Annotated in this window: 12 protein-coding genes and 2 pseudogenes; 4 read left to right on the top strand and 10 right to left on the bottom strand. The window is 66.5% G+C overall.

Features of this window, described 5'->3' with window-relative positions; all coding sequences use genetic code 11:
* Positions 1–120: 120 nt before the first annotated feature.
* Complete coding sequence (locus F3I62_RS08900; protein ID WP_160489292.1) at positions 121–399, top strand: DUF493 domain-containing protein; 279 nt, start codon at positions 121–123, stop codon at positions 397–399.
* Positions 399–1,016: a lipoyl(octanoyl) transferase LipB gene (gene lipB, locus F3I62_RS08895; protein WP_160489291.1), complete on the top strand. Its 618-nt coding sequence runs from the start codon at positions 399–401 to the stop codon at positions 1,014–1,016. The genes F3I62_RS08900 and lipB overlap by 1 nt, the downstream gene beginning before the upstream one ends.
* An 81-nt stretch (positions 1,017–1,097) precedes the next feature.
* Here lipB and lipA read toward each other — a convergent pair whose 3' ends face one another.
* From lipA to leuS, 8 genes and pseudogenes are all read right to left on the bottom strand, one after another.
* Positions 1,098–2,150, bottom strand: coding sequence for a lipoyl synthase (gene lipA / locus F3I62_RS08890; protein ID WP_160489290.1), 1,053 nt, complete (start codon positions 2,148–2,150; stop codon positions 1,098–1,100).
* Positions 2,151–2,330: 180 nt separating this feature from the next.
* Positions 2,331–2,765, bottom strand: a pseudogene (locus F3I62_RS20505) (methyl-accepting chemotaxis protein); the annotation flags it as partial.
* A gap of 105 nt (positions 2,766–2,870) precedes the next feature.
* A pseudogene (locus F3I62_RS20500) lies at positions 2,871–3,590 on the bottom strand (PAS domain-containing protein); the annotation flags it as partial.
* A gap of 238 nt (positions 3,591–3,828) precedes the next feature.
* Positions 3,829–5,112, bottom strand: a complete 1,284-nt coding sequence (locus F3I62_RS08880) for a lytic murein transglycosylase (RefSeq protein WP_160489288.1) — start codon at positions 5,110–5,112, stop codon at positions 3,829–3,831.
* A 45-nt stretch (positions 5,113–5,157) separates the two neighbouring features.
* Positions 5,158–5,313 (bottom strand): alternative ribosome rescue factor ArfA, encoded by a 156-nt coding sequence (gene arfA, locus F3I62_RS08875; protein ID WP_160078460.1) that lies wholly within the window; start codon positions 5,311–5,313, stop codon positions 5,158–5,160.
* A gap of 89 nt (positions 5,314–5,402) precedes the next feature.
* A complete protein-coding gene (gene holA / locus F3I62_RS08870; RefSeq protein ID WP_160489287.1) occupies positions 5,403–6,437 on the bottom strand; it encodes a DNA polymerase III subunit delta in 1,035 nt (344 codons plus the stop codon).
* A gap of 37 nt (positions 6,438–6,474) precedes the next feature.
* On the bottom strand, positions 6,475–7,086 hold the full coding sequence (lptE, locus tag F3I62_RS08865; protein WP_160489286.1) for an LPS assembly lipoprotein LptE: 612 nt from the start codon (positions 7,084–7,086) through the stop codon (positions 6,475–6,477).
* 56 nt (positions 7,087–7,142) lie between these two features.
* A complete protein-coding gene (gene leuS, locus F3I62_RS08860; protein ID WP_160489285.1) occupies positions 7,143–9,755 on the bottom strand; it encodes a leucine--tRNA ligase in 2,613 nt (870 codons plus the stop codon).
* A 178-nt stretch (positions 9,756–9,933) separates the two neighbouring features.
* Here leuS and F3I62_RS08855 point away from each other — a divergent pair, with 178 nt between their 5' ends.
* Both F3I62_RS08855 and F3I62_RS08850 read left to right on the top strand, forming a co-directional pair.
* The gene (locus F3I62_RS08855) at positions 9,934–10,389 is read left to right on the top strand and encodes a hypothetical protein (RefSeq protein WP_160489284.1); all 456 of its coding nucleotides are present in this window, start codon (positions 9,934–9,936) and stop codon (positions 10,387–10,389) included.
* Between the two features lie 45 nt (positions 10,390–10,434).
* Entirely contained in the window at positions 10,435–11,196 is a 762-nt protein-coding gene (locus F3I62_RS08850) for a YdcF family protein (protein ID WP_160489283.1), read from the top strand.
* 65 nt (positions 11,197–11,261) lie between these two features.
* On the opposite strand, the gene lnt is transcribed toward F3I62_RS08850, so the two are convergent.
* A complete protein-coding gene (gene lnt, locus F3I62_RS08845) occupies positions 11,262–12,800 on the bottom strand; it encodes an apolipoprotein N-acyltransferase (RefSeq protein WP_160489282.1) in 1,539 nt (512 codons plus the stop codon).
* A 217-nt stretch (positions 12,801–13,017) separates the two neighbouring features.
* Positions 13,018–13,857: an HlyC/CorC family transporter gene (locus tag F3I62_RS08840; protein ID WP_160489281.1), complete on the bottom strand. Its 840-nt coding sequence runs from the start codon at positions 13,855–13,857 to the stop codon at positions 13,018–13,020.
* Positions 13,858–13,869: the final 12 nt, after the last annotated feature.

Here is a 13,869-nt window from a genome sequence, read left to right as displayed (position 1 = left end):
GGCCTTGAAAAAACCTCGGCCGGGCTTATTAAGGGAGCATGCACCGTCGCGTGCCCCATCCGCGCAAGGCCCCAGACCTGGGGCCTGCTCTTGCCTACAGGCCAAAAGCCTGCCGAAGCCATGACCGATACCGATATCCAAGCCCCGAAAATCGAATTCCCCTGCGAGCGCTACCCGATCAAGGTGATCGGCGAGGCGGGCGACGGCTTCACCGACCTGGTGATCGAAGTGATGCAGCGCCACGCGCCGGGCTTCGACTCCACCAGCCTGGTGGTGCGCGACAGCCGCAACGGCCGCTTCCTTTCCGTGCAGGTGTTGATCACCGCCACCGGGGTGGAGCAGCTGCAGGCCATCCACGTCGACCTGAAGGCCACTGGCCGCGTGCACATGGTGCTCTAGTGGCAGAGCTCGTCGTGCGTCACCTGGGGTTGGTGGAGTATCTGCCGACTCTGGAAGCCATGCGCAGCTTCACCGCCGAGCGTGATGAGAGCACGCCCGACGAGATCTGGCTGCTGCAGCACCCGCGGGTGTTCACCCAGGGCCAGGCCGGCAAACCGGAGCATCTGTTGGCCCCGGGTGATATTCCGGTGGTGCAGGTCGAGCGCGGTGGCCAGGTCACTTACCATGGCCCCGGCCAGTTGGTGGCCTACCTGATGCTCAATCTGCGGCGCCAGGGGTTGGGGGTGCGGGTGCTGGTCACTGCCATGGAGCGGGCGCTGGTCGATGTGCTGGCCGGCTATGGCGTCGAGGCGGCGCCGAAGGCCGATGCCCCGGGTGTCTACGTCAAGGGTGAGAAAATCGCCTCGTTGGGCCTGCGGGTGCGCAATGGCTGCTCATTCCACGGCCTGGCGCTGAATGTCGATATGGACATGTCGCCTTTCCAGCGCATCAATCCTTGCGGTTACGCCGGCCTGAAGATGGTCCAGCTCGGGGATCTGCTCGATACGCCGCCCGCGCTCGACGAGGTGGCGCAACGCCTGGAGCGTGCTCTGCGCGAGCGTCTGGGCTACGTCTGATGGTTTGCTTGCAGTGCTGGCAGGCTCGGGGTTCTGCTCCAGAGCCCCGAGCCTGCTAGCGCCGATTCCGGTCTTTCGCTATCAGTTCAGATTGAGTGTCGGAATCAGGCTGTCGTTCTGCTGCTGGCCGGGCACCTGGACGGGGGCGGCCAGGCCCAGGTTGTTCTTCTCGAACACACGGTCGGCGCGGTAGCTGGAACGTACCAGCGGGCCGGCGGCGACCTCCATGAAGCCTTTTTCCAGGCCGATGTCACGCAAGCGATTGAACTCCTCGGGGCTGACCCAGCGCTTCACCGGCAGGTGGTTGCGGGTGGGTTGCAGGTATTGGCCGAGGGTGAGGATGTCGACGCCGATGGCGCGCAGGTCATCCATGGTTTCCAGGATTTCCTCGTCGGTCTCGCCCAGGCCGAGCATCAGGCTGGTCTTGGTGATGATCGTGGGGCGATGGCGCTTGGCGTGCTCCAGTACGCGCAGGGTCTTCTCGTAGCCGGCGCGCGGGTCGCGCACCTCATGGGTCAGGCGCTTGACCGTCTCGACGTTCTGGGCAAAGACCTCCAGGCCGGAATCCACCACGCGGGCGATGGCCTCGTGATCGCCATCGAAGTCCGGCGTCAGGGCCTCCACCACCACCTGGGGTGTATTGGCCTTGATCGCCTGCACGCAGGCCGCGTAGTGAGCGGCGCCGCCATCGGGCAGATCATCGCGGTCCACCGAGGTCAGGACGATGTAGCGCAGGGCCATCAGCTCCACCGATTTGGCGGTGTTCTGCGGTTCTTCCGGGTCCAGCCAACCATTCGGGTTGCCGGTGTCGACCGCACAGAAGCGGCAGGCACGGGTGCACACCGAGCCCATCAACATGATGGTGGCGGTGCCGTTGGACCAGCATTCGCCGATGTTCGGGCAGTGTGACTCCTGGCAGACGGTGCTCAGGCGATGCTCGCCGACGTTGCGTTTGACCGCGTCGAAGCGGCTGCCGCTCGGCACCTTGACCCGCAACCAGCTCGGCTTGGGTTCGACGACCTGGGGTTCGGCGGAAGCGCGGCGCTTCTGGCCATCCTTGATCGCGGTAATTCCCTGGGGGTTGCGAAATTTTTCGCCGCTGGATACGGGCTTGGGCGGGGCTGTGTCGGACATCGGAATCTCGGCTCCGGTAGGAGGCATCGGTAGCAGGCTTTTGGCCGGGCTGCAGTCTACCATAGACGATTTGCGGCGACTGCCTGCGGCTGTCGGCGCAAGGCCAGGTGCCACACGACACGCTAGCTAGTGGGCCCGCGTCCCTGCGAGCCGCCTGCGCTGTTGCGGATGTATGGGGTGTCAGGTCTTGAGCTGGCTGGCGAACTGCTCCACCGCCTGTACCACCTGCTTGGCGCCGTCCTGAATCGCGACGATCACCTGGCCGGCCTCGTTGGCCAGGTCCACCCCCTGCTCGGCCTGCTCGCTGCTGCTGGCCATGCTGGCTACCGCGTTCTGCGCCAGGTTCTGGTTCTTCTGCACCACCTCGACGATTTCCTCGGTAGCCTGGCTGGTGCGTCCGGCCAGCTGGCGCACCTCGTCGGCCACCACGGCGAAGCCGCGACCCTGCTCACCGGCACGCGCCGCTTCGATGGCGGCATTGAGTGCCAGCAGGTTGGTCTGGTCGGCGATACCGCGAATGGTCTGCATGATGCTGCTGATCAGCTGCGATTGCTTGTCCAGGGCCTCGATCCCGTCGCTGGCCTCCTGCACCTGGCGGGCGATGCGTTGCATCACCTCGACCGTCTGGCGCACCACGGCGGCGCCCTGGTTGGCTGTCTCGTCGGTCTGCCGGGAGATGCTGTAGGCAATGTTCGCCGCCTCGGCCACGGCCTGTTCCCGATTGACCTGGTCGGTGATCACGGTGGCGAACTTGACCACCTTGTACAGGCGGTTGTGCGTGTCGAGGATCGGGTTGTAGGAGGCCTCCAGCCAGACCGTGCGGCCATGACTGTCGATGCGCTTGAAGCGCCCGGCAACGAACTCGCCGCGATTGAGGCGGGCCCAGAACTCGCGGTAGGCCTGCGAGTTGTATTCCTCCGGCTCGCAGAACATGCGGTGGTGCTTGCCCTGGATCTGCTCCAGGCGATAGCCCATGCCTTCGAGGAAGCGCTCATTGGCGGTCAACACTTCGCCGCCCAGGTTGAACTCGATCACTGCGGTGGAACGCAGCAGGGCGCCGATCAGCCCCTCGTGTTCCCTGGAGGTGCTGATGGTGCGGGTCAGGTCGTTGGCGCAGAGGGTGAAATAGGCCAGTTCGCTGCGGCTGTTCATCACCGGCTGCCAGATCGCGCGCAGCCAGGCTTCTTCGCCATTGCCGCGCAGCAGGCGGAAGGCTCCGCTGAGGTGCTCGCGGGCGCGCAGGGCCTGCTGCAGTTTCTGGTAGTTGGTTTCGCTGCGGAAGGAGTCGGGTATCAGCGAATCCAACTGGCGACCGAGCAGGGCGTCACCTCGGTAGAGCATTTCGCCGAGGAAGTTGTCGTTGGCATAGCGGATGCGCCCATCGGGTTCGATCTCCAGAACCAGCAGCTCGCGGTAAAACGAGTCCTTGATCTGGCGCATGCTGGTCAGCTCATTGCTCAGCCGGGCCAGCTCGTCTTTCAGTTTTTTGTTGAACATCGGCAGGGCACCTGGGGGGGGTGAATGCAGGACAATCCATGACGCATCTGAGGCGAGACATCCCTGTGCGCCTGCCAACCATATCGGCCGCTGTCGCCAAGGCAACAGTTCCTGCAGTGTAGCCGTGCTCTCGGCGTAATCCTCAAACCGCCTGTGTCGGTGTGTCCGCGGGTCGCCGCGGTCAGCGCAGCTGTTGCAGCAGCGCCGGGGTCGGATAGCCGTCGGCCGGCAGGCCCAGGCTCTGCTGGAAGGCGCGAATCGCCTTGCGCGTGTTGGCGCCGATGATGCCGTCCGCCGGGCCGGGGCTGTAGCCCTTGGCCGCTAGCCCTTGCTGCAGCTGCATGCGCTCGCTGCGGCCCAGCGGGCGGTCGCTGCGCGGCCAGTCGGCGAGGATCTGTCCGCCACCGTTGAAGCGCTGGCCGAGCAGGGCCACGGCCAGGGCATAGGACGAGGAGTTGTTGTACCGCAAGATGGCGCGGAAGTTCTCCAGCACCAGGAAGGCCGGGCCGCGGTGGCCGGCGGGCAGCAACAGGTAGGCCTGGGCGTCGGGGCGCACCGCCACGGCGGGCACCTTGGCGCCGCGTTCGACCCAGGCGCTTACCGGCAGGCGTACCGCTTCGTCGGCCAGGGCGTAGTCGAAGTCGCTGGGCAGGGCGACCTCCATGCCCCAGGGCTGGCCGAACTGCCAGCCGGAGGCCTGCAGGTAGTGGGCGGCCGAGGCCAGGGCGTCGGCGCTGGAGTTCCAGATGTCGCGGCGCCCGTCGCCGTCGAAGTCCACCGCGTGGGTCAGGTAGGTGGTGGGGATGAACTGGGTCTGGCCCATGGCCCCGGCCCAGGAACCGAGCATGCTCCCGGGCTGGATATCGCCGCTCTGCAGGATCTGCAGGGCCGCCAACAGCTGCTCTTCGGCGAACTGCGGACGGCGCCCTTCGTAGGCCAGGGTGGCCAGGGAGCGGATCACCGACTGCTCGCCCATGAACTGGCCGAAGCTGCTTTCCATGCCCCAGATCGCCACCAGGGTCTCGCGATCGACCCCATAGCGCTGCTCGATGGCGGCCAGGGTCTCGGCGTGTTCGGCGAGCAGGGCCTGGCCCTTGCGCAGGCGGATCGGCGAGGTGGCGCCCTCGATGTATTCCCACACCGGGCGGGTGAACTCGGGCTGGCTGCGGTCGGCGCGGACCACGCTCATGTCGGGGCTAATGCCGCTGAAGGCCTGGTCGAACAGCTCGGCCTGGATGCCGGCACGCAGGGCCTTGTCGCGAAAGTTCTGGCGCCAGTCGGCAAAGCTGATCGCCGGGGTCGGTTCTGCTGCGGTGGTGACCGGCGCGGAGGGGGTGCTTGCAACCGTGGCGGTTGGGCTGGCTAGCGGCGTCTGGCTGACCTGGGGTGGGGTTTCGGCGCAGGCGCCGAGGAGGGTGGCGGCGACGAGTAGGGAGTACCGGCGGCCGGTGGCGAGGTGGGGCATTGCGCGAATCTCGGATCTTAGCGAACAAGGCGCGACCTTAACATTTCACGCCGCCATAAAGCACGAAGCCTCCCAGTTTTGCTGGGAGGCTTCGCGGCGGTAGCTGCCTTTGCCTTTCTTCGCCTGTTCCTGGCGGCAACGGAACAGGGGTTGGGCGACTAGGGATTTGGCCTTGTTCGGCCGCTTGGCATTCTTGGCCATGGCATGTCCTCGGTAATCGCTCGCGGTACGCGAGCGCGCGGAGGATGCGCCGTTGTACGAAAAATGTCCAGATGTGGGCTGGGACGGGGCTACTCGCTGAGCGGCAGGCGCTGGCCGGCCATCAGCAGCACCAGGCGGCCCAGGCTGCTCCAGGGGTCGCCGGGGGCCTGGCCCTTGACCTGGGCGTCGATGCGCTGGGCGTCGATCAGCAGCTGGTTCCAGCGTGCCGCGGAGTGGCGTTGCAGGGCCTTGCTGACCAGCGGCCGGCGCTTGTCCCAGATCGGCGGGCGGGCGGCGGCGAAGGCCTTGTCCATGGGGGTGCCCTGGCTGATCTGTTGAGCTAGGCCGGCCAGTTGGCGCAGTTCGCGGGCCAGCATGACCAGGATGAACAGCGCCTCCTGGCCCTCGCCGCGCAGGCCTTCGAGCATGCGCAGGGCATGCGTGGCATCGCCGCCGAGCACCGCCTCGATCAGGCCGAACACGTCGTAACGGGCGCTGTCGGCCACCGCGGCCTGCACGGTGGCGATGTCGATCTGGTTGCCGTCGGCGAGCAGCTTGAGCTTCTCGATTTCCTGGGCGGCGGCCAGCAGGTTGCCTTCCACCCGCGCGGCGATCAGTTCCAGGGCTTCCTGGGTGGCGCTCATGCCGGCCTGGGCCAGGCGCTGGCGAATCCACTGCGGCAGCTGACTGGCCTCGACCGGCCAGATCTGCAGGAACTGGCTGTTTGGCCCTTCGATCAGCGCCTTGGCCCACTTGGTCTTCTGCGTGCTGCCGTCGAGCTTGGGCAGGCTGATCAGCAGCAGGGTGTCTTCCGGCGGTCGGCCGAGGTATTCGAGGATGGCCGCGGTGCCCTTGTCGCCGGGCTTGCCGTTGGCGATGCGCAGCTCGATCACGCGCTTCTCGGCGAACAGCGACATACTGGCGCCGGCTTCGTAGAGCAGGCCCCAGTCGAAGTTGGCTTCGGCGTGGAACACCTCGCGCTCGCTGAACCCCTGGGCGCGGGTGGCGGCGCGGATGGCGTCGGCGGCTTCCTGGCACAGCAGCGGTTCGTCGCCGCTGATCACGTAGACCGGGGCGAGGCTGCCTTGCAGGTGTTTGCCGAGTTGGGCGGGATTGAGCTTCATCGTTGCGAAAAGGGCCGGTTACCCGGCCCTTGTCTGCTTACTGGCTGATCGGCAGCTGGATCGGCGACTGCAGCGGCGCCGACTCCTGCTCGGCGCGGCGCGCCGCGGCGGTCGCTTCGGCTTCGGCCTGGGCGCGGGCTGCAGCTTCCTGCTGCAGCTGCTCGAGCTGGGCCGGGGTGATCAGCTGCAGGCGCAGGATCATCTGCTGCACCAGCTCGCGGCGCATTTCCTGGCGCAGCTGGCCGGATTCCTGGTCGGAGCCGATCAGGTTGTTCTCGTCGTGGACATAGGTGGTCTGCACTTCCAGCTGGTCGTTGAGCAGCAGCAGGTTCTTCTCGCCGCGGATCTCGTAGTCCAGCGTGGTGGTCAGCTCGTACTCGGCGCTGCGCGCGTTGCTGGTGTAGCTGGCGGTGCGCTTGGTTTCTTTTTCGTTGGCCAGGCTCAGCTTGTAGGGCGCGCCGGCGTGGACATTCACGCCGCTGTTTTCCAGGACCTGACGCACTTGCTTGACCGTGTCGCCGTAGGCGTTGCGTGCCTGCAGGTCGACTTCCTTGAGGGCGAAATCGGCAGTGCCGGTGCCGCGCAGCTGGAAGCCGCAGGCGCTGAGCATAACAGCCAGGCCGATTACCATCAGATTCCGTTTCATCATTCTCTTCTATCCCCTTGGAGAGTCACGACGCCATGCGGGCATGGCGCCGAGCTTAATCAGTTGGCAACGATGTTGACCAGCTTGCCCGGTACGACGATGACCTTGCGAATGGTCACGCCTTCGGTGAAGCGCAGTACGTTCTCGTTGGCGCGGGCGGCGGCTTCGACTTCCTCGCGGCTGGCGCTGGCCGGCACTTCGATCTGGCCGCGCAGCTTGCCGTTGACCTGGATCACCAGGGTCAGGCTGTCCTGTACCAGGGCCGACTCGTCGACCTGCGGCCACTGGGCGTCGATGATCGCGCCGTTATGGCCCAGGCTGCGCCAGATTTCATGGCTGATATGCGGGGTGATCGGCGCCAGCAGCAGGGCCACGGTCTGCAGGCCTTCCTGCATCAGGCTGCGATCCAGGGTGGTCTCGCTCGGGGCCTTTTCCAGCACGTTCATCAGGGTCATCACCTGGGCGATGGCGGTGTTGAACTTGTGGTGCAGACCGATATCGCTGCTGGCCTGCTTGATGGCCAGGTGGATGGCGCGGCGCACGGCCTTCTGCTCGTCGCTCAGGGCGTGCTTGCCCAGGGCGCTCGGCAGGCCGCCGCTGACATGGCTGTGGGCCAGGCGCCAGACGCGGCGCAGGAAGCGGTTGGCACCCTCGACGCCGGAGTCGGACCATTCCAGGCTCATGTCCGGCGGCGAGGCGAACATCATGAACAGACGGCAGGTGTCGGCGCCGTAGGCATCGATCATCGCCTGCGGGTCGACGCCGTTGTTCTTCGACTTGGACATCTTCTCGGTGCCGCCGATTTCCACCGGCAGACCGTCGCTGGCCAGCTTGGCGCCGATGACCTTGGCCTTGGCGTCGCGCTCGACGATCACGTCGGCGGGGTTGAACCAGTCCTTGCCGCCGTTTTCCAGGGTGCGGTAGTAGGTCTCGGCGACCACCATGCCCTGGGTCAGCAGGTTCTTGAACGGCTCATTGGAGGACACCAGACCCTCGTCGCGCATCAGCTTGTGGAAGAAGCGTGCGTACAACAGGTGCAGGATGGCGTGTTCGATGCCGCCGATGTACTGGTCGACCGGCAGCCAGTGGTTGGCCGCTTGCGGGTCGACCATGCCGCCGGTGTATTGCGGTGAGGCGTAGCGGGCGTAGTACCAGGAACTTTCCACGAAGGTGTCCATGGTGTCGGTTTCGCGCTTGGCCGCCGCGCCGCATTTCGGGCAGGTGCAGCTGTAGAACTCCGGCATGCGCGCCAGCGGGCTGCCGGCGCCGTCCGGCACCACGTCTTCGGGCAGCACCACCGGCAGCTGGTCTTCCGGCACCGGCACGTCGCCGCAGGCGTCGCAGTGGATGATCGGGATCGGGCAGCCCCAGTAGCGCTGGCGGCTGATGCCCCAGTCGCGCAGGCGGAACTGGGTCTTGCGCGCGCCGTGGGCGCTGGCTTCCAGATCGGCGACTATGGCGTCGAAGGCGGCGCTGAAGTCCTTGCCGTCGTACTTGGCGGAGTTGACGGTGGTCAGGCCGGCCTTGTCGCCGTACCAGTCCTGCCACTGGCTGGCGTCGTAGGCCTTGTCCGCGGCGGCATACACCTGCTTGATCGGCAGGTCGTACTTGTGGGCGAATTCGAAGTCGCGTTCGTCATGGGCCGGAACGGCCATCACCGCGCCTTCGCCGTAGCCCCACAGCACGTAGTTGGCGACGAATACCGGCAGCTTGTCGCCGGTCAGCGGATGGATGACGAACTGGCCGGTGGCCACGCCCTTCTTCTCCATGGTCGCCATATCGGCTTCCGCAACCGATCCGGCCTTGCATTCGGCGATGAACGCGGCGATGGCCGGGTTCTTCGCGGCGGCGCGCTGGGCCAGCGGGTGCTCGCCGGCGACGGCCACGTAGGTGGCGCCCATCAGGGTGTCCGGACGGGTCGAGTAGACTTTCAGCTGGCCTTCGCTGCCGATGCTGGCGACGTCGTAGTCGAACACGATGTCGGCACCGAAGCTCTTGCCGATCCAGTTGCGCTGCATGGTCTTGACCTGCTCGGGCCAGCCATCCAGTTCGTCCAGGCTACTCAGCAACTCTTCCGCGTAGGCGGTGATCTTGAAGTAGTACATGGGGATTTCGCGCTTCTCGATCAGCGCGCCCGAGCGCCAGCCGCGGCCGTCGATGACCTGCTCGTTGGCCAGTACGGTCTGGTCCACCGGGTCCCAGTTGACGGTACCGTTCTTGCGGTAGATCACGCCCTTCTCGAACAGCTTGGTGAACAGCCACTGCTCCCAGCGGTAGTAGTCCGGCTTGCAGGTGGTGACTTCGCGGGTCCAGTCGATGGCCAGGCCCAGCGATTTCAGCTGGGTCTTCATGTAGTCGATGTTTTCGTAGGTCCACTTGGCCGGCGCGACCTTGTTCTTCATCGCGGCGTTTTCCGCCGGCATGCCGAAGGCGTCCCAGCCCATCGGCTGCAGCACGTTCTTGCCCTGCATGCGCTGGTAGCGGGCGATCACGTCACCGATGGTGTAGTTGCGCACGTGGCCCATGTGCAGCTTGCCGCTGGGGTAGGGGAACATCGACAGGCAATAGAAGGTGTCCTTGCCCGGCTGCTCACTCACGACAAAGGATTTCTGCGCGTCCCAGTGGGACTGCGCGGCGGCTTCGATATCACGGGGCGAATACTGTTCGTGCATGGCTACTTGGCTGGCAAAAAGGGGGCTTACAGGAAACGCGGTAGCATACATGACCCCCCGCGACCTAGGGAAACCCAGATTGTGCGCCGCCGTTTGTCGCGGCACGCGGTCTGGTGCGGGTCCGGCGCTAAGCTTGGCTGTAAGGGGCGAGTTGGCTGGCGCCCGGTCGAGGTGACGGATGGCAGAGTTGCGACGTGCAGAGGGAGGCGGCGGGCTTTACGAGCGTCTGCTGCAGCGTCTCGCCCTGGCTCTGGATGAGGCGGATACCGCCACCCGTCTGCGCGACATGGCACCGGTCGAGCTGGAGCTGCGCGGGCTGACGCCGGCGGAGCTGCAGCTGATCCGCGCCTACCTGGATCGTGACCTCAACTGGCTGCGCGGCTGGCATGCGGCCGCCGAGGAGCTGGCGCAGATCGAACAGATGCCGGCGCCCCGTCCGGTCAAGCTCCTGCGTCCGCCGGGCACCAGCAAGACTGCGCTGCGCGCCCAGGCCAAGCTCAGGCCGCTGCTCAAGCGGCGCCAGCAGCTGTGCTGCGCGCTGTGCGGGGTGTCGGCCGAGTGGCAGCGCGGCGAGGGGGTGCTGCCCTGCAGCGCCTGCGGCTCCAAGCTGTTTCGCACCGGTCACGCACACTGATCTGGGCGAGCCTCTGCTAGGCTGCGCGGGCACTCGGAGGTGCCCATGGAACTGCGCTTTATTCTCAAACAATTGATTCTTCCCCCCGGCGGTCTGTTGTTGCTGATTGTGCTGGCCTGGTTGTGCGCGGCGGCCCGTCCGCGCCTGGCCGTGGTGTTGCTGGTGCTGGGTGTCGGGGGCTTGTGGCTGATGAGCCTGCCGGTGGTGGTCGAATACGCCGCACGTGCCCTGGAGCGCGAGCCGGCCCTGGCCGAGGCGCAGTGGGCGGCGCTGGCGCAGCGCGGCGAGGTGATAGTGGTGCTCGGCTCCGGCCGCGAAGAGGCCGACCCGGCCTGGGGCGGCGATCAGCCCAGCGCCACGGCGCTGGAACGCTTGCGCTACGCCGCGCGCCTGCATCGCGCCTCCGGCTTGCCGTTGCTGATCAGTGGCGGCCTGCATTACGGCGAACCGCCGAGCGAGGCCGGGTTGATGGCCGAGGTGCTGCAGCGTGATTTCGGTGTGGCGACCCGCTGGCGCGAGGAGCGCAGTCGCACCACCTGGGAGAATGCCCAATACACGGCGCAGTTGTTGCGCGAGCAGGGCATCGGGCGGGTGGTGCTGGTGACCCAGGCGGCGCACATGCCGCGTTCGCGCTGGTGTTTCGAGCGGGCCGGGCTGGAGGTGGTAGCGGCGCCGCTGGGCTTTCTCGGCGTGGCCAATGCGCGGCCGCTGGGCGGCTGGCTGCCGGAAGGCAAGGCCTTCTGGCAGAGCACCCGGCTGCTCAACGAGGCACTGGGGCTGGCGGTCTACCCGCTGCTGTATCGGTAGGTTGAGGGGCGCAGCCCCGAAGCCCAACATGCAGGGTGTTGGGCTTGGCTGCGCTCAACCGCCACCTACGCCAGGCTCATGGCCTGGTTGCGCTCCTCGCGTCGGCGCGCCCACAGCGCCCAGCCGAGCAGGATCAGGCACAGCCCGGCCAGCGGCCAGCCACGCCAGATCAGGTAGGGCGTCAGGCCCTGCATGGCCTGTACTTCGCCGTACAGCACGGCCTGCTGGAACTGCGGGATCTGCGCGGTGATGCGGCCCTGCGGGTCGATCAGCGCGGTGACGCCGTTGTTGGTGGCGCGGATCATCCAGCGCCCGGCTTCGAGGGCGCGCATCTGCGCCATCTGCAGGTGTTGCAGGGGGCCGACCGAGGTGCCGAACCAGGTGTCGTTGCTGATGGTCAGCAGCAGGTCGCTGCGCGCGGCCAGGCCGGCGGCGAATTCCGGGTAGACCACCTCGTAGCAGATGAACGGCGCAATCTGCAGGCCCTTGGCCTGCAGCAGCTGCTGGTCAGCCGGGCCGCGGGCGAAGTCGGACATCGGCAGGTCGAAGAAGGCGATCAGCCCGCGCAACACTTCCTGCAGCGGCACGTACTCGCCGAACGGCACCAGCTTCTGCTTGAGGTAGGTGCCCTGGCCGTCGCCGACCACGGTGATGCCGTTGTAGTAGCGCTTCTCGCCCTGTTCGTTGGCCTGGCGGATCGGCACGCCGGTGATCAGCGCGGCCTGGCGTTCCTGGGCGACGCGGCCCATGAACTGCAGATAGCCTTCGGCGAACTCCTTGAGCACCGGCACCGCGGTTTCCGGCCAGACGATCAGGTCGGCCGGCTGGCTGCCCAGGGTCAGGTCGCGGTACAGCTCCAATTGGGCGCGCAGTTGGGCCGGGTCCCACTTGAGGTTCTGCTCGACATTGCCCTGCATGGCCGCGACCTTCAGCGGCGCGCCATTGGGCTGGGTCCAGTCGTGCCCCTGCAGGGCCAGGCCGACCACCCAGGGCGCCAGCAGCAGGGCCAGGGTCGTGGCCAGTTGCGCCTTGCTGCCGCGCAGGCGCGGCAGGTTGACCAGCAGGGCGGCCGTCAGGGCCAAGCACAGGGACAGCAGCCACAGGCCGCCGACCGGGGCCAGGCTGGCCAGCGGGCCGTGCAGCTGGCTGTAGCCGGCATACAGCCAGGGAAAGCCGGTGAGGAACCAGCTGCGGAAGGCTTCCTGGGCCAGCCACAGGGCGGCGAAGGCCAGGGCGTCGGCCAGTGGTGCCTCGCTGCGGCGCAGCCAGCGCGCCCACAGCCAGCTGCTGAAGGCGAACAGCAGGCCGAGGCCGCCGACGAAGCCCAGAGTCAGCGCTGCCGCCAGTGGCGGCGAGGCGGCGCCGTAGTCGTGGATGCTGACGTAGACCCAGCTGGTGCCGCTGAGGAACAGGCCGAAGCCATAGCACCAGCCGCGCAGCAGCGCCTGGCCGGGCGTCAGGTCGCGCAGGCCGAGGTAGAGCAGGGCGATGGAGAGGATGGCCAGCGGCCAGATATCGAAGGGGGCGAGCGCCAGGGTGGTGACGGCGCCGGCGGCCAGGGCCAGCATGTTGCCCGGCCATCCGGGGCGGGTGATCCAGCGCATCGCTAGTCCTCGTATGCAATCAGGCGGGCAAGGGTACTGGAAGCCGTAAAAGGCAGGAAGCGGGGTATGGATGGCTGAGAGCCTGTTTACGATCTCGCGAGCTAGAGCCAGGCAAGGCGAAATTGGGTGAGGACGCGGAGTTTACGAGGTGTAAATGAGCAGTCCGAGCCCAATTTCAACGCAGCATGGCCGACGCGCAGCAGATCGTAATCAGGCTCTAGCGCTCCAGCGGGGTCAGGCGCAGCAGATGTATGCGGCGGCTGTCGGCGTTGAGCACGCGGAAACGGTATTCGCCGATCTCGGTGATTTCGTTGCGCTTGGGCAGGTGGCCGAAGGCGCTCATCACCAGGCCGCCGACGGTGTCGAACTCGTCGTCGGGGAACTCGGTGTCGAAGGCTTCGTTGAAGTTGTCGATCGGCGTCAGTGCCTTGACCAGGAAGTCGCCGGACGGCAGCGGCTTGATGTAGCTGTCTTCCTCGACGTCATGCTCGTCCTCGATCTCGCCGACGATCTGCTCCAGCACGTCCTCGATGGTCACCAGGCCGGCCACGCCGCCGTATTCGTCGATGACCACGGCCATGTGGTTGTGGTTGGCGCGGAACTCGCGCAGCAGCACGTTGAGGCGCTTGGACTCCGGCACGAAGGTGGCCGGGCGCAGCAGGTCCTTGATGTTGAACGGCTTGCTGCCGTCCTGCAGGATCAGCGGCAGCAGGTCCTTGGCCAGGAGGATGCCGATCACCTCGTCGATGCTTTCGCCGATCACCGGGTAGCGCGAATGGGCCGAGTCGATGATCGCCGGGAGGAACTCCTGCGGCGTCTGGCAGGCCTTGATGCTGACCATCTGCGAGCGCGGCACCATGATGTCGCGCACCTGCAGGTCGGCGACCTGGATGGCGCCTTCGACGATGGCCAGCGCTTCGCTGTCGAGCAGCTTGTTCTGGTGCGCGTCGCGCAGCACTTCCAGCAGTTCCTGGCGGTTTCTCGGCTCATGAGCAAAAGCCTGGGTCAGCTTGTTCAGCCAGGACTTTTGCTCGTTGCTCGATCGGTCTTCGCTCATGGTGTGTTTCTC

The organism is Pseudomonas sp. R-28-1W-6 (assembly GCF_009799925.1).
Taxonomy (GTDB): Bacteria; Pseudomonadota; Gammaproteobacteria; order Pseudomonadales; family Pseudomonadaceae; genus Aquipseudomonas.
Note: the sequence above shows the minus strand (reverse complement) of the source record. Positions and strands in the feature narration are given on the sequence as shown.

What these genes read in the sequence shown, in the direction of transcription:
- F3I62_RS08900 (WP_160489292.1), top strand. Translation starts at nt 121, where the DNA reads ATGACCGATACCGATATCCAAGCCCCGAAAATCGAATTCCCCTGCGAG.
- lipA (WP_160489290.1), bottom strand. Translation starts at nt 2,150, where the DNA reads ATGTCCGACACAGCCCCGCCCAAGCCCGTATCCAGCGGCGAAAAATTT.
- F3I62_RS08880 (WP_160489288.1), bottom strand. Translation starts at nt 5,112, where the DNA reads ATGCCCCACCTCGCCACCGGCCGCCGGTACTCCCTACTCGTCGCCGCC.
- arfA (WP_160078460.1), bottom strand. Translation starts at nt 5,313, where the DNA reads ATGGCCAAGAATGCCAAGCGGCCGAACAAGGCCAAATCCCTAGTCGCC.
- holA (WP_160489287.1), bottom strand. Translation starts at nt 6,437, where the DNA reads ATGAAGCTCAATCCCGCCCAACTCGGCAAACACCTGCAAGGCAGCCTC.
- lptE (WP_160489286.1), bottom strand. Translation starts at nt 7,086, where the DNA reads ATGATGAAACGGAATCTGATGGTAATCGGCCTGGCTGTTATGCTCAGC.
- leuS (WP_160489285.1), bottom strand. Translation starts at nt 9,755, where the DNA reads ATGCACGAACAGTATTCGCCCCGTGATATCGAAGCCGCCGCGCAGTCC.
- F3I62_RS08855 (WP_160489284.1), top strand. Translation starts at nt 9,934, where the DNA reads ATGGCAGAGTTGCGACGTGCAGAGGGAGGCGGCGGGCTTTACGAGCGT.
- F3I62_RS08850 (WP_160489283.1), top strand. Translation starts at nt 10,435, where the DNA reads ATGGAACTGCGCTTTATTCTCAAACAATTGATTCTTCCCCCCGGCGGT.
- lnt (WP_160489282.1), bottom strand. Translation starts at nt 12,800, where the DNA reads ATGCGCTGGATCACCCGCCCCGGATGGCCGGGCAACATGCTGGCCCTG.
- F3I62_RS08840 (WP_160489281.1), bottom strand. Translation starts at nt 13,857, where the DNA reads ATGAGCGAAGACCGATCGAGCAACGAGCAAAAGTCCTGGCTGAACAAG.